The sequence below is a fragment of the Pseudomonas sp. AP19 genome, assembly GCF_001728855.1.
Taxonomy (GTDB): domain Bacteria; phylum Pseudomonadota; class Gammaproteobacteria; order Pseudomonadales; family Pseudomonadaceae; genus Aquipseudomonas; species Aquipseudomonas fluorescens.
Map to the genome: position 1 here is coordinate 23977 of NZ_LXJP01000020.1, position 18485 is coordinate 42461.

18 protein-coding genes are annotated in these 18485 nt (G+C 60.4%); 10 read left to right on the forward strand and 8 right to left on the reverse strand.

Going from position 1 to position 18485, the window contains the following annotated elements; translation table 11 throughout:
* Positions 1-96: 96 nt before the first annotated feature.
* The 4 genes from A7D21_RS15660 to A7D21_RS15675 all read right to left on the reverse strand — a co-directional run bounded on the left by A7D21_RS15660 (position 97) and on the right by A7D21_RS15675 (position 4368).
* Complete coding sequence (locus A7D21_RS15660; protein ID WP_069552069.1) at positions 97-1356, reverse strand: AGE family epimerase/isomerase; 1260 nt, start codon at positions 1354-1356, stop codon at positions 97-99.
* Between the two features lie 115 nt (positions 1357-1471).
* A complete protein-coding gene (locus tag A7D21_RS15665; protein ID WP_053257703.1) occupies positions 1472-2296 on the reverse strand; it encodes a hypothetical protein in 825 nt (274 codons plus the stop codon).
* A 127-nt stretch (positions 2297-2423) separates the two neighbouring features.
* A complete protein-coding gene (locus A7D21_RS15670; protein ID WP_053257704.1) occupies positions 2424-3422 on the reverse strand; it encodes an NAD(P)-dependent oxidoreductase in 999 nt (332 codons plus the stop codon).
* Between the two features lie 52 nt (positions 3423-3474).
* Positions 3475-4368, reverse strand: coding sequence for a LysR family transcriptional regulator ArgP (locus A7D21_RS15675; RefSeq protein WP_053257705.1), 894 nt, complete (start codon positions 4366-4368; stop codon positions 3475-3477).
* 100 nt (positions 4369-4468) lie between these two features.
* Between A7D21_RS15675 and A7D21_RS15680 the strand changes: the two genes are divergently transcribed.
* The 7 genes from A7D21_RS15680 (at position 4469) to A7D21_RS15705 (ending at position 11961) form a co-directional block, all read left to right on the forward strand.
* Complete coding sequence (locus tag A7D21_RS15680) at positions 4469-4870, forward strand: ACT domain-containing protein (protein WP_053257706.1); 402 nt, start codon at positions 4469-4471, stop codon at positions 4868-4870.
* Positions 4871-4875: 5 nt separating this feature from the next.
* Positions 4876-5475, forward strand: a complete 600-nt coding sequence (locus A7D21_RS15685; protein WP_069552070.1) for a LysE/ArgO family amino acid transporter — start codon at positions 4876-4878, stop codon at positions 5473-5475.
* Positions 5476-5653: 178 nt separating this feature from the next.
* A complete protein-coding gene (locus tag A7D21_RS15690; protein WP_003212997.1) occupies positions 5654-6250 on the forward strand; it encodes a superoxide dismutase in 597 nt (198 codons plus the stop codon).
* A gap of 157 nt (positions 6251-6407) precedes the next feature.
* Entirely contained in the window at positions 6408-6575 is a 168-nt protein-coding gene (locus A7D21_RS35790; RefSeq protein WP_155512289.1) for a hypothetical protein, read from the forward strand.
* Between the two features lie 172 nt (positions 6576-6747).
* On the forward strand, positions 6748-8796 hold the full coding sequence (locus tag A7D21_RS15695; RefSeq protein ID WP_069552071.1) for a bifunctional diguanylate cyclase/phosphodiesterase: 2049 nt from the start codon (positions 6748-6750) through the stop codon (positions 8794-8796).
* A gap of 127 nt (positions 8797-8923) precedes the next feature.
* The gene (locus tag A7D21_RS15700) at positions 8924-10258 is read left to right on the forward strand and encodes an imelysin family protein (protein WP_053257709.1); all 1335 of its coding nucleotides are present in this window, start codon (positions 8924-8926) and stop codon (positions 10256-10258) included.
* Between the two features lie 248 nt (positions 10259-10506).
* Positions 10507-11961: a TrkH family potassium uptake protein gene (locus tag A7D21_RS15705; protein ID WP_053257710.1), complete on the forward strand. Its 1455-nt coding sequence runs from the start codon at positions 10507-10509 to the stop codon at positions 11959-11961.
* On the opposite strand, the gene A7D21_RS15710 is transcribed toward A7D21_RS15705, so the two are convergent.
* Positions 11918-12976, reverse strand: a complete 1059-nt coding sequence (locus tag A7D21_RS15710) for an AraC family transcriptional regulator (RefSeq protein WP_069552072.1) — start codon at positions 12974-12976, stop codon at positions 11918-11920. The genes A7D21_RS15705 and A7D21_RS15710 overlap by 44 nt on opposite strands.
* A gap of 160 nt (positions 12977-13136) precedes the next feature.
* Between A7D21_RS15710 and A7D21_RS15715 the strand changes: the two genes are divergently transcribed.
* The 3 genes from A7D21_RS15715 (at position 13137) to A7D21_RS15725 (ending at position 15339) form a co-directional block, all read left to right on the forward strand.
* Complete coding sequence (locus tag A7D21_RS15715) at positions 13137-13448, forward strand: DUF962 domain-containing protein (protein WP_053258034.1); 312 nt, start codon at positions 13137-13139, stop codon at positions 13446-13448.
* Positions 13449-13845: 397 nt separating this feature from the next.
* The gene (locus tag A7D21_RS15720; RefSeq protein WP_069552073.1) at positions 13846-14040 is read left to right on the forward strand and encodes a hypothetical protein; all 195 of its coding nucleotides are present in this window, start codon (positions 13846-13848) and stop codon (positions 14038-14040) included.
* Positions 14041-14142: 102 nt separating this feature from the next.
* The gene (locus A7D21_RS15725) at positions 14143-15339 is read left to right on the forward strand and encodes an MFS transporter (RefSeq protein ID WP_069552074.1); all 1197 of its coding nucleotides are present in this window, start codon (positions 14143-14145) and stop codon (positions 15337-15339) included.
* On the opposite strand, the gene arfB is transcribed toward A7D21_RS15725, so the two are convergent.
* The 3 genes from arfB to A7D21_RS15740 all read right to left on the reverse strand — a co-directional run bounded on the left by arfB (position 15336) and on the right by A7D21_RS15740 (position 17973).
* Entirely contained in the window at positions 15336-15749 is a 414-nt protein-coding gene (gene arfB, locus A7D21_RS15730) for an alternative ribosome rescue aminoacyl-tRNA hydrolase ArfB (protein ID WP_053257714.1), read from the reverse strand. The genes A7D21_RS15725 and arfB overlap by 4 nt on opposite strands.
* Before the next feature lie 12 nt (positions 15750-15761).
* The gene (locus A7D21_RS15735) at positions 15762-16445 is read right to left on the reverse strand and encodes a pentapeptide repeat-containing protein (protein ID WP_069552075.1); all 684 of its coding nucleotides are present in this window, start codon (positions 16443-16445) and stop codon (positions 15762-15764) included.
* A gap of 106 nt (positions 16446-16551) precedes the next feature.
* Complete coding sequence (locus A7D21_RS15740; protein WP_069552076.1) at positions 16552-17973, reverse strand: amino acid permease; 1422 nt, start codon at positions 17971-17973, stop codon at positions 16552-16554.
* Positions 17974-18485: the final 512 nt, after the last annotated feature.

Sequence of the window (18485 nt, forward strand, 5' to 3'; positions counted from 1 at the left end):
CTTTTCTTGTTGTTATGCATGCAAGTCTAGAGCTTGCGCTGCACGGAGTTTAAACATGGATTTTTAAGGCGCAGGTAACAAAGGGACGCACAAATGTCACCAGCTGGTGACATTCATGCCCGCTCCGATGGCACTGGCCATGCTGGGTGCCAAGGGTAGCGCAGGCAGCAATACCGCTTGCCAGGCATGGTACAGGTCCGGCTTGCCACCCCAGATCTTGCTGCTGGGCTGGTTGCGCGGGCTAAGTTCGTGGTGCCAACTGCCGTGTAGACGGTCGATAAAGTGCGTTTCGCAAAACTCCCAAAAGCACCGATACCAGGTTTCGTAATGCCGTTCGCCCGTACGTTTGAGCAACGCCTGGGCAGCGGCGCTGGCTTCGGCGTGAGTCCAATGCAGGCGCTCGCGCACCACCGGGCGATGGTTCCAATCCAGGGTGTAGACGATGCCGGGAGCACCGTCCACGGCCCAGGCGTACTCACAGGCGCTGGCGAACAAGCCCTTGGCGTCGTTCAACAGCCACTCCGGCGTTGCCAGTCCGGCCTGCAGGCGTGCCGCTTCCAAATGCAGCACCAAGCGCGCCCACTCAAAGCCATGGCCTGGGGTGATGCCATAGGGGCGAAAACCGTCGGCGGGGTTGTCCTCGTTGTAGCCGAGCAAGGGTTTCCACTGCGCGTCAAAATGCTCGATTACCATGAACCGGTTACCGGCAGCGTGCGTGTGGATGACGCGCTCGACGATGCGCAACGCGCGGTCCAGCCAGCGCGTGTCGCCGGTCACATCAGCCAGGGCCAGAAATGCTTCGGTGGCGTGCATGTTGCTGTTGGCGCCGCGATAGGCCTCGACAGCGCTCCAGTCCTGGGCAAACGATTCGAGCATCACGCCCTCCTCCTCGCTCCAGAAAAACTGGTCGATGATGTGCACGGCGTCGTTCAACAGGCTCTGTGCACCGGGCGCGCCGGCCACCACCGCAGAACTCGCGGCCAGGGCCACGAAAGCGTGCAGGTAGGCGGCTTTGCCACGGTTGCCATCCAGGGCATTGGGGGCAGCGAACCAACCGCCGTGCTCAGGATCGCGCAACGGGCCGCTGAGGGCCGCAACGCCATGCGCCACCCGCTCGGCGTAGCCGGGCAAGCCCATGGCATGGGCCATGGCGAAGCTGTGGGTCATGCGGGCGGTGTTCATGGTTTCGGCGTGGGCGTCGGCCGGCAAGTGGCCTTTGTCGTCCAGATTGCCGAAGCCGTCCGGCAGGCGCGAGGCTTTGGCGAATGACAGTAGGCGCTGGCCTTCGCTGGCAAGCCAGGCGTGATGGGCAGGTGCGTTCAGCCAACTGCTGGCAGGCAGTGGTTGCGTGGTCATGGGTAGCCCTTTTTATTTTTTGTGGGATGACCGGAGTCTAAACAAGGGCGAGGTAGGGGCAAGTAACGAAGGGGATGGTAAATGTCACCATCCGGTGACATTTCCAGTGCAGCGCTTACTGACCGAGCGGCGTAACGGCTGCCGGCGCATTCAGGCGCTGATTCAGGTTCTGCACCTGGCTCTGCAACGTGGTGATGTTACGGGTGGTCTGGATACGGAACACGTCGAACTCTTTATTGGTCGGCGCATCGCTATTGGCAGGCTGGTTGTCCTGCGCGCTCTTGAGGACCACAAGGTCCTGCTCCAGGCGCGCAATGGCGGCGCTCGGATTGCCCTGCTTCTTCAGGGCCGCCACGTCGGCGGACAACTCCTTGACGTCGCCTTGTGCCGCCTTGAGGCTGGCCACGGCGTCCGTCAGGGCCTGCACCTGGCCCTGCAGCTTGGCGTTCGCACTCGACAGTTCGGTAGTGCTGGCGCTCATCTGCGCCAGGCGTTGATCGAGCACGGTTGCCTGACCGGCGACGCCGACCTGTTGCTTGCCTTGCTCCAGCAACTGGGTCTCCAACTGCTTGATCTGCTGCTTGAGCGCTTCGCTGCCGTTGTTCACGCTGGCTTCGCTGGCCACTACCTTGCCGGAAATGTCCTGCAGGCGCCCTGCCGCTTCTTCGCTGATACGCGCAAAGCTTTCCTGGGTGGCGACCAACTGCTGACCCATCAAGGAAATTTGCTGGAAGCTCCACCAGGCAAGGCCCGCGAAGGCGATCAGCAGTGCGCCGACCAAGGCCCAGAGCGGGCCAGTGCTGGCGCTCTTGACCTTGACCACCGGCGTAGTGCGCGAGCGCACGGACGTGGCGGGAGACGGCTCGAAATCATCGTCGTCCCCGAGATCGGCCCGCAGGCTGGGAACATTGTCGAAATCGTCTTTAGCATCGTTACGCATGAATCAACCCTGAATCGGTGAGATGGCGACCTGAAAAGCCGAGCGAGCGGAGTATAAACCCCGTTCGCACCGCACTGATCGACCGGGAACCGCGAATTCGGTTCCCGATGTGTTGCCGGTTGTGAGCTTACTTAAGCCCCGGGTCCTGAGCTTTCCACCAACTGCAAAACTCGTCGAGGGCAGTCCACAGGCTGACTTTGGGCTCATAGTCGAGATAATGCCTCGCGCGGCTGATATCGAGGGTGAAATCTTTGTTCATCACTTGCATGCCCAGCCGCGACAAGGCTGGCTCCGGACGCCCCGGCCACATCGCACAGAATGCCTCGTTCAGCGCAGCCACGCTGTAGGACAGGCCGTAGGACCGATAACGGGTAACCTGGGGCATGTCCATTTGGCGCATCACGTAGTTCACTACATCCCACACCGGCACCGGGGTGCCATTGCTGATGTTGTAGGCCTTGCCCAACGCCGAGCCGGTCGCCAGCAAACTGCTGAGCAAGGCCTCATTGAGGTTATGCACACTGGTGAAGTCGACCTTGTTCAAGCCGTCGCCGACGATGGCCAGGCGGTTCTTGCGCTGCATTTTCAGCAACCGCGGGAAGATGCTCATGTCTCCGGCCCCGGTGACAAAACGCGGGCGCAGGGCCAGCACTTCAAGGCCGAACTCCTGGGCACCGAACACCTTCTGTTCCGCCAGGTATTTAGTCGCGGCGTAAGGATGTTTGAAGCGCTTGGGCACCTGTTCTTCGGTCAGCCCCACGTGGTCGCGGCCGTCAAAGTAGATCGACGGCGACGACAGGTGTACCAGGCGCCCGACCCGCTGTTTAAGGCAGGCCTCGACGACGTTTTCGGTGACCAGCACGTTGCCCTGATGGAAGTCCTGATACTTGCCCCACAACCCGACGGCACCGGCGCAATGCACGACAGCCTCGACATCACGGCACAGTTCGCGCACCAGGTCGGCATCATTCAAATCACCCTGGATAAACTCGGCGCCGCGCCGTACCAGGTGCTCTACACCCTCGGCGCGTCGCCCGTTGACCCGCACGTCCAGGCCCTGCTCCAGGGCGAAACGCGCAAAGCGTCCGCCGATGAAGCCGCTTGCGCCGGTGACCAGAATCTTCATGTATTACTCCGTGTTCTTTCGTTTTTCATCGCTGTTGCCTTGACGCACGCCATCACTCCAACGGCACCAACCACTGGCCACACGCCTGGGCCAAATGGTCGGTCAACAGGCCCAACAATTGCCCGCCGCTGCGCCAATGATGCCAGTACAGCGGCACATCGATGGGCTTATCTGGCAATAACTCCACCAAAACGCCAGTTTGCAGTTGGTCGCGCACCTGTAATTCGGGCACGAGGCCCCAGCCCAGACCGGCTTCAGTCAAACGAATAAAGCCTTCAGACGACGGGCATAAATGGTGCTCGAAACCACCATCCACCCCCAGCGAAGCCAGGTAACGGTGCTGCAGGAAATCATCCGGGCCGAACACCAGCGCCGGCGTTCTGGCCAATTGATCGGCACGCACACCCTGCGGAAAATGCCGAGCAATAAACGCCGGGCTGGCCAGCGCCCGATAACGCATGGCGCCGAGCAACAGACTACGCGCGCCGGCCACCGGGCGTTCACTGGCGCAGATGCAGGCGGCCACTTCCCCGGCGCGCATGCGTTTGAGGCCGACGGTCTGGTCTTCCACCACCAGGTCGAGCAACAAATGCTGCTCGGCGCAAAAGCCGCTGACCGCCTCGGCCCACCAGGTGGCAAGGCTGTCGGCATTCAGGGCGATGCGCAGGCGTTCGGGCATGCCCTCGTCGTCCAGCGCCGGCACCTGGCTTTGCAGGTCGCGCTCAAGCAAGCGTACTTGTTGCACATGGTTGAGCAGGCGCCGACCGATATCGGTGGGTGTCGGTGGAGTAGCCCGCACCAGCACCGGCTGGCCAATGCGCGCCTCGAGCAACTTGATGCGCTGGGAGATTGCCGACTGCGACAGGCCCAGTACCTGGGCACCCCGTTCGAAGCCAGCCTGTTCCACCACCGCCGCGAGGGCAGAAAGCAATTTATAGTCGAACATCAGTTTCTCTAATGGGCGATCAGCAATATTTGTTTTTCTTATACAGCCTGGCCCGTAAGAATGACCAGCATGGCTTCTCTCTTTATAAAGGATCTTTCACATGGCTGGCGAAACCGCCCTGGCAACCCTGCTGCGCAGCATGAGCCCGCAACTCAATGACGGCGATTATGTGTTCTGCACCCTGCCCGACCACCGCATTCCGGCAGGTTGCGAGGTGATTGGCAGCTTTCGCGAGCAGGAAGGCCTGACGCTGATTCTGGAGCGTCAGCAGGCGCAGCAGGCCGGTCTGGCGTTCGATTACGTTGCCGCCTGGATCACTCTGAAGGTGCATTCCGCCCTGGAAGCCGTAGGCCTGACGGCGGCATTCGCCAGTGCACTGGGCAACGCCGGCATCAGTTGCAACGTGATTGCCGGCTATTACCACGACCACCTGTTTGTCGGCCGCGCCGATGCCGAGCGGGCCATGAACGTATTGCGCCAACTGGCAGCGGACGCGGAGTAAATCCTATGTGGCAAAGCTATACGAACGGACTGCTGGTGGCCCTGGGCCTGATCATGGCGATCGGCACGCAGAACGCCTTCGTCCTGGCGCAGAGTCTGCGCCGTGAACATCACCTGCCGGTCGCGGCATTGTGCATCGTGTGCGATGCAATTCTGGTGGCGGCCGGGGTATTTGGCCTGGCGACCGTACTGGCGCAAAACCCGCTGTTGCTGGCGATTGCCCGCTGGGGCGGCGCGGCGTTCCTGTTGTGGTACGGCACCCTGGCGCTGCGTCGGGCGTGTTCCAGGCAAAGCCTGGAACACGGGCAACACCTCAAGGTGCGTTCATTGCGCGCCGTGCTGCTCAGCGCGCTGGCGGTGACACTGCTCAACCCCCATGTCTATCTGGACACCGTGTTGTTGATCGGCTCGCTGGGGGCTCAACAAACCGAACCCGGTGCTTACGTGGCAGGTGCCGCCAGCGCTTCGTTCCTGTGGTTTGCCACGCTGGCGTTCGGTGCGGCGTGGTTGGCGCCCTGGCTGGCACGCCCGGCAACATGGCGCCTGCTGGACCTCTTGGTGGCGGTGATGATGTTCAGCGTGGCCTACCAACTGATCAGTGCTTGATGAATATTCCAAAACGCTCTGGAACCTCTATCCCACACAGTTGTTGCGTGGTTTTGCCGCAACCCCGGTGCTATGATCCGGACCCTGCGCCGCAAAGAGTACAAACTCCCCGGCGCTTGTTTGGCCGCCCGTGATCGGCCTTGCGCTCACCGCAACTGACCTGATTAGGAGAATCATCATGGCTTTCGAATTGCCGCCGCTGCCCTACGCACACGATGCCCTGCAGCCGCACATCTCCAAGGAAACCTTGGAGTACCACCACGACAAGCACCACAACACCTATGTCGTGAACCTGAACAACCTGGTGCCAGGCACCGAGTTCGAAGGCAAGACCCTGGAAGAGATCGTCAAGTCTTCCTCAGGCGGTATCTTCAACAACGCCGCTCAGGTCTGGAACCACACTTTCTACTGGAACTGCCTGGCGCCAAACGCTGGCGGTCAACCGACCGGCGCACTGGCTGAGGCGATCAACGCGGCTTTCGGTTCGTTCGACAAGTTCAAAGAAGAGTTCACCAAGACTTCCGTCGGCACCTTCGGTTCCGGCTGGGGCTGGCTGGTGAAAAAAGCTGACGGTTCCCTGGCCCTGGCCAGCACCATCGGCGCCGGCAACCCGCTGACCAGCGGCGACACCCCGCTGCTGACCTGCGACGTCTGGGAACACGCTTACTACATCGACTACCGCAACGTGCGTCCAAAGTATGTGGAAGCGTTCTGGAACCTGGTCAACTGGAAGTTCGTGGCTGAGCAGTTCGAAGGCAAGACCTTCACTGCCTAAGTAGCGCTTGCAGTAGAAAGAGCCCGGCAATTGCCGGGCTTTTTTATGGGAGATTTCCGCTAACCGCCAAGGACACATGGAACTGGCCAGCAGGCTTCGCCACTCAGGTATCGAGAGGCCCGTCGCCTCCTTTTCCATCCACTTCGGAGATTTCAGCATGATCGAATTAGCAGCATTGGGTGCCCTGGCCCCCGTCGCCGCAACCGCCCTGCCACTGGCCGCAAAAGCCGCAGAGGCCGGTATCAAGGTCGCAAGCGACGTAGCGAGTAAAACGGTGGAATTCGCCAAGGAAGCGGTAAACCAAGGCTCGCAGATCACGTTTTAAGCCGTACGACCCCCATCGGTACCAGAGCGGCGGACACCGATCCGTCGCCCTTCCAACAACCCCCGCCAACACCCTCGCCCTCTTCTCCATCAATGTCCCTTTGACTGCCATCACCAGATTGCCAATACTCATGGCATATTGAGGCCACCCGCATGGAACAAGGAATGCCCCTTTGAAGCTGGAACTCAAAAACAGCTTGTCGGTGAAGTTGCTACGGGTTGTGCTGCTGTCGGCATTGATCGTGGGCGTTGCGCTGAGCGTGGCGCAGATCGTGTTTGATGCCTACAAGACGCGCCAGGCCGTGGCCGGTGATGCCCAGCGCATCCTCGACATGTTTCGCGACCCGTCTACCCAGGCCGTCTACAGCCTGGACCGCGAAATGGGCATGCAGGTGATTGAAGGCCTGTTTCAGGACGACGCCGTGCGCATGGCTTCCATCGGCCACCCCAACGAAACCATGCTCGCGGAAAAAAGCCGCCCGTTGCAGCAATCGCCCACCCGCTGGTTAACCGACCTGATTCTTGACCAGGAGCGTACATTTACCACCGCGCTGGTCGGCAAGGGCCCCTATAGCGAATATTACGGCGACCTGAGCATTACCCTGGACACGGCCACCTACGGCAAAAGCTTTATTGTCAGTTCGGTGATCATCTTTATTTCCGGCGTGCTGCGCGCCCTCGCCATGGGCCTGGTGCTGTACCTGGTCTATCACTGGCTGCTGACCAAGCCGTTGTCGCGGATTATCGAGCACTTGACCGCGATCAACCCGGACCGGCCCAGCGAGCACAAGATCCCGCAGATCAAGGGTCACGAACGCAACGAACTGGGGCTGTGGATCAACACTGCCAACCAGTTGCTCGAATCCATCGAGCGCAATACCCACTTGCGCCATGAGGCGGAATCCAGCCTGCTGCGCATGGCCCAGTATGACTTTCTCACCGGCCTGCCCAACCGCCAGAAGCTGCAGGAGCAACTGGACAAGATCCTGATCGACGCCGGTCGCCGGCAACGCCGTGTGGCGGTGTTATGCGTCGGGTTGGACGACTTCAAAAGCGTCAATGAGCAGTTCACTTACCAGGCCGGCGACAAATTATTGCTGGCCTTGGCCGACCGTCTGCGTGCTCACAACGGTCGTCTCGGCGCCCTCGCCCGCCTCGGCGGCGACCAGTTCGCCATGGTGCAGGCCGATATCGACCAGCCCTACGAGGCGGCCGAACTGGCGCAAAGCATCCTGGACGACCTGGAAGCGGAATTCGCCCTCGATCAGGACCATATTCGCCTGCGCGCCACCATCGGCATCACCTTGTTTCCGGAAGACGGCGACAGCACCGAAAAGCTGCTGCAAAAAGCCGAACAGACCATGACCCTGGCCAAGAGCCGCTCACGCAACCGCTATCAGTTCTACATCGCCAGCGTCGACAGTGAAATGCGCCGACGCCGCGAGCTGGAAAAAGACCTGCGCGACGCCCTGAGCCGTGACCAGTTCCACCTGGTGTATCAGCCGCAAATCAGCTACCGCGACCACCGCGTGGTCGGTGTGGAAGCGCTGATTCGCTGGCAGCACCCGGAACACGGCCTGGTGCCGCCGGACTTGTTTATCCCGCTGGCGGAACAGAACGGCACCATTATCCCGATTGGCGAATGGGTGCTCGACCAGGCCTGCCGCCAGTTGCGCGAATGGCATGACCTGGGCTTCACCGAGTTGCGCATGGCGGTCAACCTGTCGACCGTGCAGTTGCACCACACCGAGTTGCCGCGGGTGGTCAACAACCTGATGCAGATCTACCGCCTGCCACCCCGCAGCCTTGAGCTGGAAGTGACCGAGACCGGCCTGATGGAAGACATCAGCACCGCTGCCCAACACTTGCTGAGCCTGCGTCGTTCCGGGGCGCTGATCGCCATTGATGACTTCGGTACCGGCTACTCATCCCTGAGCTACCTGAAAAGCCTGCCGCTGGACAAGATCAAGATCGACAAGAGCTTTGTTCAGGACCTGCTCGATGACGACGATGCAACCATCGTGCGCGCCATCATCCAACTGGGCAAAAGCCTCGGCATGCAGGTGATTGCCGAAGGCGTGGAAACCGCCGAGCAGGAGGCTTACATCATTTCCGAGGGCTGCCATGAGGGCCAGGGCTACCACTACAGCAAACCGCTGCAAGCCCGCGAGTTAGCGGCTTATTTGAAGCAGTCCGAACGCAACAACGCGGCGATTCTCTGACCCGGCAAAACGATACCAAATATTTCCCTCGTATAAACCTTTACACAAAATGCAAATCTTTCGCATTATGTCGCAGTTTTTGCGCTCCCCCGCGCGCCCTATCAACAACCGAAGCAGGATGTTCGCCATGATTCGTATGCCCCTGGCCACCGCCAGTCTGCTGGCCATTGCCATTTCTCTCGCCGGTTGCGGCGAAGGTAAAGACAAGGCCGCCGCGCCGACCCCGGCTGCCAGCACCACCGCTCCAGCCGCTGCCACGCCTGCCGGCCAGGTCGACGAAGCGGCCGCCAAGGCTGTGGTCGCGCATTACGCTGACATGGTGTTCGCGGTGTACAGCGACGCGCAATCCACTGCAAAAACCCTGCAAACCGCGATCGACACCTTCCTCGCCAACCCGGACGAGCAAACCCTGAAAGCCGCCCGTACTGCTTGGATCGCCGCTCGCGTACCGTACCTGCAGAGCGAAGTGTTCCGTTTCGGCAACACCATCATCGACGACTGGGAAGGCCAGGTTAACGCCTGGCCCCTGGACGAAGGCCTGATCGATTACGTCGACAAATCCTACGAGCACGCACTGGGCAACCCTGGCGCCAACGCCAACATCATTGCCAACAACGAGATCCAGGTCGGCGAAGACAAGGTCGACGTCAAAGACATCACCCCGGAAAAACTCGCCAGCCTCAATGAGCTGGGCGGTTCCGAAGCCAACGTCGCCACCGGCTACCACGCCATCGAATTCCTGCTTTGGGGCCAGGACCTCAACGGCACCGGCCCTGGCGCGGGCAATCGCCCGGCGTCGGACTACATGACCGGCGACGGTGCAACCGGCGGTCACAACGAGCGCCGTCGCACCTACCTGCGCGCGGTGACTCAGCTGCTGGTCAGCGACCTGGAAGAAATGGTCGGCAACTGGAAGCCCAACGTCGAAGACAACTACCGCGCCACCCTGGAGGCAGAACCTGCCACCGACGGCCTGCGCAAAATGTTGTTCGGCATGGGCAGCCTGTCCCTGGGCGAGCTGGCCGGTGAACGCATGAAGGTGTCCCTGGAAGCCAACTCGCCGGAAGACGAACAGGATTGCTTCAGCGACAACACCCACAACTCGCATTTCTACGACGCCAAGGGCATCCGCAACGTCTACCTGGGCGAGTACACCCGCACCGACGGCAACAAGATGACCGGCCCAAGCCTGTCGTCGTTGGTGGCCAAGGCTGACCCGGCGGCCGACGCGGCGCTGAAAGCTGACCTTGCGGCCACTGAAGCGAAGATTCAGGTCATGGTGGATCACGCCAATAACGGTGAGCATTACGACCAACTGATTGCTGCGGGTAACGATGCGGGCAACCAGATCGTGCGTGACGCGATTGCGGCACTGGTCAAGCAGACCGGGGCGATTGAAACAGCGGCGGGCAAACTGGGGATCAGCGACTTGAACCCGGACAGTGCTGATCACGAGTTCTGATCAGTGCTGGATTAAATGAGGCGACCTTCGGGTCGCCTTTTTTGTGCCTGCCTTCCAGGCCTCGTCAAACGCCACAGAGCTTGTGTGGGAGCGGGCTTGCTCGCGAATACGGCGTGTCAGCCAATGGATTGCTCACTGAACCAGCGCCTTCGCGAGCAAGCCCGCTCCCACATTTTACCGCGTCGCCTTTGAGCCCTCGAATTACGCAGGTAGAATGGCGCCTTTAATCGTCACCCCGAGCACATTTCATGGCGTTGCCGACCCTACGCATCATCGGTTTCATCATCGGCATCTTCCTGATCACACTCGCGATCGCCATGGTCGTCCCGATGGCCACCCTGGTGATATTCGAACGCACCAGCGACCTGCCCTCATTCCTCTGGGCCAGCCTGATTACCTTCCTCGCCGGCTTGGCCCTGGTGATCCCCGGCCGCCCCGAACACATACACCTGCGCCCTCGGGACATGTACCTGCTGACCGTCAGCAGTTGGCTGGTGGTCTGCATCTTCGCCGCGCTGCCATTTCTACTGACCCAACACATCAGTTACACCGACTCGTTTTTTGAAAGCATGTCGGGCATCACCGCCACCGGCTCCACCGTGTTGAGCGGGCTGGACAGCATGTCCCCCGGCATTCTGATGTGGCGCTCGCTGCTGCACTGGCTTGGTGGCATCGGCTTTATCGGCATGGCGGTGGCGATCCTGCCGCTGCTGCGCATCGGTGGCATGCGCCTGTTCCAGACCGAATCGTCGGACCGCTCGGAAAAGGTCATGCCGCGCTCGCACATGGTGGCGCGGCTGATCGTGGCAACGTATGTCGGCATCACCATCCTTGGCAGCCTGGCGTTCTGGTGGGCCGGGATGGGCTTGTTCGATGCAATCAACCACGCGATGTCGGCGATCTCCACCGGTGGGTTTTCGACCTCCGATGAATCCCTGGCCCACTGGAAACAACCGGCTGTGCACTGGGTTGCCGTGGTCGTGATGATCCTCGGCAGCTTACCGTTCACGCTGTACGTCGCCACCTTGCGCGGCAATCGCCGGGCGCTGATCAAGGATCAGCAGGTGCAAGGCTTGCTCGGGCTATTGATCGTGACCTGGCTGGTCCTCGGCACCTGGTACTGGTGGACGACCAATTTGCATTGGCTCGACGCCCTGCGCCATGTGGCGGTTAACGTCACCTCCGTGGTCACCACCACCGGCTTTGCGCTGGGGGACTACAGCATCTGGGGCAACTTCTCACTGATGTTGTTTTTCTACTTGGGCTTTGTCGGCGGCTGCTCGGGTTCTACGGCGGGCGGGATCAAGATCTTCCGGTTCCAGGTCGCGTATATCCTGCTCAAGGCCAACTTGAATCAGTTGATTCACCCGCGCGCCGTGATCAAGCAGAAGTACAACGGCCACCGTCTCGACGAAGAGATCGTGCGCTCGATTCTGACTTTCTCGTTTTTCTTCGCCATCACCATCTGTGCAATCGCACTGGCCCTTTCGCTGCTGGGGCTGGACTGGATGACCGCGTTGACCGGCGCCGCCAGTACCGTATCGGGTGTAGGCCCGGGCCTGGGCGAAACCATCGGCCCGGCCGGTAACTTCGCCAGCCTGCCGGACGCCGCGAAGTGGATCTTGTCGTTCGGCATGCTGCTGGGGCGACTGGAGATTATTACAGTCTTTGTTCTGTGCATCCCGGCGTTTTGGCGCCACTGACAGTCGGCGCTTCCAGCAACCGCGCCCGGTACTCGCCGGGCGTGGTGTCGAACCAGCGGCGAAACGCGCGGAAGAAATTGCTTGGGTCGGCAAACCCCAACAGGTAGGCAATCTCCAGCAACGTCATGCTCGGCTGCGCGAGGTACTGCTCGGCGAGTTCGCGGCGCGTGTCGTCGAGCAACGTCTGGAAACTGGTGCCCTCTTCCTGCAAACGCCGCTGCAAGGTGCGCTGGGACAAGTGCAAGGTCTGGGCGACCACTTCACGCTTGGGTTCGCCCTGAGGGAGCAGACGGCACAACACCTGGCGCGCCTTGTGGGTCACGCGGCTCTCGGAAAACCGTGCCAGGTACTCACCGGCAAACCGATCGTGCAACAGCGCCATGGCCTCGTTGGCCGTGGGCAGCGGTGCATCCATGTCAGCCTGGTCGAAAATCAGCGCGTCATACGGCGCACTGAACTCCAAAGGGGCGTGGAAGGCTTGCTTGTAGGGCGCGAGGTCCGCCGGTGGCTCACCTTGTAACATCACCTTGCGCGGGTGCAGGGTGCGCCCGGTCAACCAGCCGCACAGCGCCAGTGCGCTGGCCAGCGAGGCTTCGGTGCTTTGTCGGGTAGGCGGCAGGTGATCGCCGTGCACCGTCAAAATCAGCGCATAGCCTTCAGGTAAAAGTCGGAAACTCAGGTCGGCGCTTTCGGCAATGATCCGTTGGTAACGCACCAGGCTCATAAAGCCTTCCGCCAGGGTGTTGCTGGACATCAAGGCATAACCGGCGACATGAAACGACGCCGGGCGCACCACCTTGCCCATGTTCAGGCCGATCGCCGGGTTCCCCGACAGCTCCACCGCACGTTGCCAGAGACGGGTCATGGAGTCCTGGGGGAAACGCGCATCGGGGTCACTGAGGGCGGCGTAGTCCAGGCCGAGTTGCTTGAACAAGACGCGGCAGTCCAGCCCGTCCATTTCCAACGCCTTGACTATCCCCATCGCCCAGCTTGCAGAAGTTGTTCGTTCGCTCATGGCGTCTTCTTAAAAAAGCAGGCTTAAACGGCAGCCAGGAAGCCAAGGATACTAAAGTGGCATCTATTGTCACTGGCTGTTACCACTGCTCACTCTAGACTCAAATAAGCTCCCCGCCGAACATCTGTTGGGCGGCACAACCACCCAAGGGCCGGCCATCGTGGAAAACATCAAACAATTCAATAGCTTTGCCGAATTCTACCCTTACTACCTGAGCGAACATGGCAACAGCACCTGCCGGCGCCTGCATTTTATCGGCACGACCCTGGTGATCGGCATTCTGGCGTATGCCATCGGCCGCGGTTCATTGGGCCTGCTGCTGGCGTTGCCCATCGCGGGTTACAGCTTTGCCTGGATCGGCCATTTCTTCTTCGAAAAGAACCGCCCGGCCACGTTTCAACACCCGCTCTACAGTTTGCTGGGCGATTTTGTGATGTACCGCGACATGATTTTGGGCAAGGTGCCTTTCTAACCTTTCACGGTGCCGTCTTGAATACGGCGCCATTTCAAGGTGTGACCTCTTGTCACTTGTGTGAAAGCATGAAAATTCGTACATCAGCGGACATAAAATTCTTTTTGTCATTTTCAGTGTTGTATCCTGCCAAGGCTTTTTGAGAGCGCGGAATCACCTGCGATTGAAAAAACAGATCTTGCGAGGAGCGACGACGATGCACGAGATACCTAATCTCCCCTTCCCAAGCCTGCACCCAACACAGCAGCCAACACCGCAGCAGGCCAGCAATAAACAGCCTGAGGCCAAAGAAGCAAAACCAGTCGACAGCAAACGCCAGGACTGACGCCGTACCAGACCGTGTGGAAAGCGCCCCTTCAAGCGCTTTCCACACTGCCTGAATGATGAGATACCCGCGATGACCGATGACGCCCCCACCCCCCCTGCCGATACCCCGGATGCTGCTGTGCTCGACGCTGCCTTGCAGATGATCGAAGTCTGGAACCGTCTCAGCACCGACAAACAAGCCCTGCTGCTCAAACGTTTCGGCACCCAGGAAAATGCCTTGGCCGCCCTGGTGACCACGCAAATGCTCGCGCCCGCCAAATCCTGATGGCGATGAGCTGAAGTTTTTGAAGTATTGCCGCCCCGCCCGGCCCCAGCGCCGGTATCATTAGCAGCCTATCTTTACCTGCTGCGACAGTGGACCTCTCCCATGTCAGATACCCAGCGCCCCATGGCGGTCACGCTGCAAGTTGTTTCCATCGTGTTGTTCACCTTTATCGGCTACCTGAACATTGGTATTCCCCTGGCCGTTTTGCCGGGCTATGTCCATAGCCAACTGGGCTATGGCGCCGTGATTGCCGGGCTGGTGATCAGCGTGCAATACCTGGCCACGCTGCTCAGCCGCCCGTATGCCGGCAAAATCATCGATAACCTGGGCAGCAAGCGCGCGGTGCTGATCGGCCTGGTCGGCTGCGGCCTGAGTGGCGTGTTCATGTTGCTGGCGGCGTGGTTTTCCAGCTTGCCGGCCTTCAGCCTGGTCTGCCTGCTCATCGGGCGACTGGTCCTCGGCAGCGCGGAAAGCCTGGTGGGCTCGGGCGCCATCGGCTGGGGAATCGGCCGCGTCGGCGCCGCCAACACGGCCAAGGTTATCTCGTGGAACGGCATCGCCAGTTATGGCGCGCTGGCCGTCGGCGCACCGTTGGGGGTGCTGCTGGTCAGTCACTTCGGGCTGTGGAGCATGGGCGTCAGCATTATTCTGCTGGCGGTCGTCGGCGTGCTGCTGGCCTGGAACAAGGAGGCGGCACCGATCGTGGCCGGCGTGCGCCTGCCGTTCATGAACGTACTGGGCCGGGTGCTGCCCCACGGCTGTGCCTTGGCGCTGGGCTCGATCGGCTTTGGCACCATCGCCACGTTTATCACCCTGTATTACACCACCCAACATTGGGACAACGCGGTATGGGCCTTGAGCCTGTTCGGCGCGAGTTTTATCGGTGCACGCCTGCTGTTCGGCAATTTGATCAACCGTATCGGCGGCTTTCGCGTGGCGATTGCCTGCCTGTCGGTGGAGATCTTCGGCCTGCTGCTGCTGTGGCTCGCCCCTGACGCCCACCTGGCCTTGGCCGGTGCGGCGTTGAGCGGCTTTGGTTTTTCCCTGGTGTTTCCGGCGCTGGGGGTGGAGGCGGTCAACCTGGTGCCAGCCTCCAGCCGCGGTGCGGCGGTCGGGGCTTATTCACTGTTTATCGACTTGTCGCTGGGTATCACCGGCCCGCTGGCGGGAGCTGTGGCGGCAGGCTTCGGTTTTGCGTCGATCTTCCTGTTCGCCGCCCTCGCCGCCTTCGGCGGTTTGCTGCTGAGTGTGTATTTGTACCGGCAAGCACCCAGGGCCCGCGAAGCACGCGACGCTTAGAAATCCACCTTGCCGCGCCCGGCCTTGATGCTGCCGCGCTTGGTCTTGGATTCCAGGCGACGCTTTTTCGAGCCCAGGGTGGGCTTGGTCGGGCGGCGCTTTTTCTCGACCTTGGTGGCGCTGAGGATCAACTCCACCAGGCGCTCCAGCGCATCCGCGCGATTCTGTTCCTGAGTCCGGTATTGCTGGGCCTTGAGCACCAGCACGCCGTCACTGGTGATGCGGCTGTCGCGCAGCGCCAGCAGCCGCTCCTTGTAAAACTCCGGCAACGATGACGCCGGAATATCAAACCGCAGGTGCACCGCGCTCGACACCTTGTTGACGTTCTGCCCACCGGCGCCCTGGGCGCGAATGGCGGTCAGCTCGATCTCGGCATCGGGCAGGTGCACAGTGTTGGAAATTACCAGCATCACTCAAAAACCTTAGGCAACGGACAAGCCCAACTCGGACAACAACATCGACGCCTGGGCTTTGGAAATCACGGCGCCTTTGAACAGTTTGGCATCATTGAGGCGAAAGCCGCTCAAATCCGCGCCGCGCAGGTCGGCGCCCGCGAAATTGGCGCCGTTGATACGGGCGTGAGCGAGGCTGCAATCGATCAGTTCAGCCTTGCGAAAGTCTGCATCCGACAAGTCGCTGTCGGAGAAGTCCAGGTTATTCAGCACGGTTCGGGCAAACGACAGACCGGACAAAAATGCGCTGTTGAGCCGGGTTTCGCTGAAGCTCAGCCCCAGCGAGGCACAGTGAGTGAAGTTGGCGCCAGTCAGCTTGCAGTGGGCAAAACTCGCCTGGGACAATTTGCTGCGCTGCCAGCGGGTGTTGTTCAGGTCACAGCTGTTGAACTGGGCTTCCAGCAGGTTCGCCGCTTCGAATACGGCGTGGGCCGCGCGGCAACGGGTCCATTGCGTGCCTTCCAGGCGCGAGCCAAGAAAAGAAGTCTGGACCAGCATGCAGCGTTCGAACACCCAATGGTCCAGCGCCATCCGCGACAAATCGGCGCCGCTCAAGTCGACGTCAATCAACCGCAACGGCCCACTGTGCTGGTCAATCAGGTCTTCCAGCTCGGAACGCTGCAAGGTGCCGCCGTCGATGTCAGTGTGCTGCATGGAGCCTCCGGGCAGGGGTCTAGGTAAAACCAGGCAGCGAGTCTAACCCGCACACGCCCACCGAAAACCCGACAACGTGCCGGGTTTTCTGTTTACGGGAAACGTCCTACTCCAGAACCGTCCGCACGGTGTTCTGAACCGTTTGTGCCTTGCGCTTGTTCTTGATCCAGTAACACAGCCCCATGAACGCCACCCACACCGGGATCGCGTACACCGACACCTGAATCCCCGGAATCATCAGCATGATCACCAGGATAAACGCGACGAATGCCAGGCAGATGAAGTTACCGTAGGGGTACCACAGCGCCTTGAACAACGGCACCTGGCCGGTACGGTTCATGTGCTGGCGGAATTTGAAGTGGGAGAAGCTGATCATCGCCCAGTTGATCACCAGCGTGGCCACTACCAAGGACATCAGCAGTTCCAGCGCATGTTGCGGGATCAGGTAGTTCATCAACACCGCCACCAGCGTGATAGCCGCCGAGGCCAGGATCGAACGCACCGGCACACCGCGCTTGTCGATCTTCGCCAGCGCACGAGGCGCGTCGCCCTGCTCAGCCATGCCCAACAACATGCGGCTGTTGCAGTAGGTGCCGCTGTTGTACACCGACAGTGCGGCGGTCAACACCACGAAGTTGAGGATGTGCGCGGCAGTGTTGCTGCCCAGCATCGAAAACACCTGCACGAACGGGCTGCCGCTGTAGGCATCGCCGGACGCGTTGAGGCTTGCCAGCAGGCTGTCCCACGGCGTGAGCGACAACAGCACCACCAGGGCACCGATGTAGAAAATCAGGATGCGATAGATCACCTGATTGATCGCTTTGGGGATCACGGTGCGTGGCTGGTCGGCTTCGGCGGCGGTAAAACCGAGCATTTCCAGGCCGCCGAACGAGAACATGATGATCGCCATGGCCATCACCAATCCACCCACACCGTGCGGGAAGAACCCACCGTGGTCCCACAGGTTGCTCACCGAGGCTTGCGGGCCGCCGCTGCCGCTGACCAGCAAATAGCTGCCCAGGGCGATCATGCCGACGATGGCCACAACCTTGATAATGGCGAACCAGAATTCGGCCTCACCGAAGACTTTGACGTTGGCCAGGTTAATCAAGTTGATCAACACGAAGAACGCCGCTGCCGACACCCACGTCGGGATCTCCGGCCACCAGTAGTGCACGTATTTGCCGACGGCCGTCAGCTCCGACATACCGACCAGAATGTACAGAATCCAGCAGTTCCAGCCCGACAGGAAGCCGGCGAAACCACCCCAGTACTTGTGGGCAAAATGGCTGAAGGAGCCGGCGACCGGCTCTTCGACGATCATTTCGCCGAGCTGGCGCATGATCATGAAGGCGATAAAGCCGCAGATGGCATAGCCCAGGATCATCGACGGTCCGGCGGATTTGAGCACCCCGGCCGAGCCCAGGAACAGGCCGGTGCCGATGGCGCCCCCGAGGGCGATCAACTGGATATGCCGATTTTTCAGGCCGCGTTTCAGCTCGCCTGAAGAGGAATGGGGTCCACTCATGAAAAGGGTCTCACGCAAGGTTTGATGATGTTGAATGCACGTTGCTGCCTTGAGTCTCGACTCAAGCAGCGCTGCTCAAACCCCAGCGCAGGCACCAGGAGTACAGCGTCTTTCTAACGGTCATGCGTCACCTGTTTGTTTTTATCTGTGACGAAATCGAACCCGTCCGGCTCGTGGCCAGGCGGAGTGATCAGGGTGGGTAAACCCCGAGGTCTTGGCCTTTTGCGTAGGTACGCAAGGGGGTCACAGTAAAACGCGGCGCATTGTACACCGCTCGACAGCTTCGGGCCGACCCCGCAAGACGCCTGTGACAATCTGTCAGGCATTCCTTACAGCTTCTTACTCGTCAAGTTTTGCGCGGCTTTCTCGTAAATTAATCGTTACAGCACGGAAAATAAGCGTTACAGCCAAGCGCGGGCTGTCTGAAAACGGAAAAATGTCAGTCGGAAATTTACGGTTGGTTACCCGCTCCAGTCCGTTGTTTTTTCTGAAAAAAAGACAGCGCTAAAAAA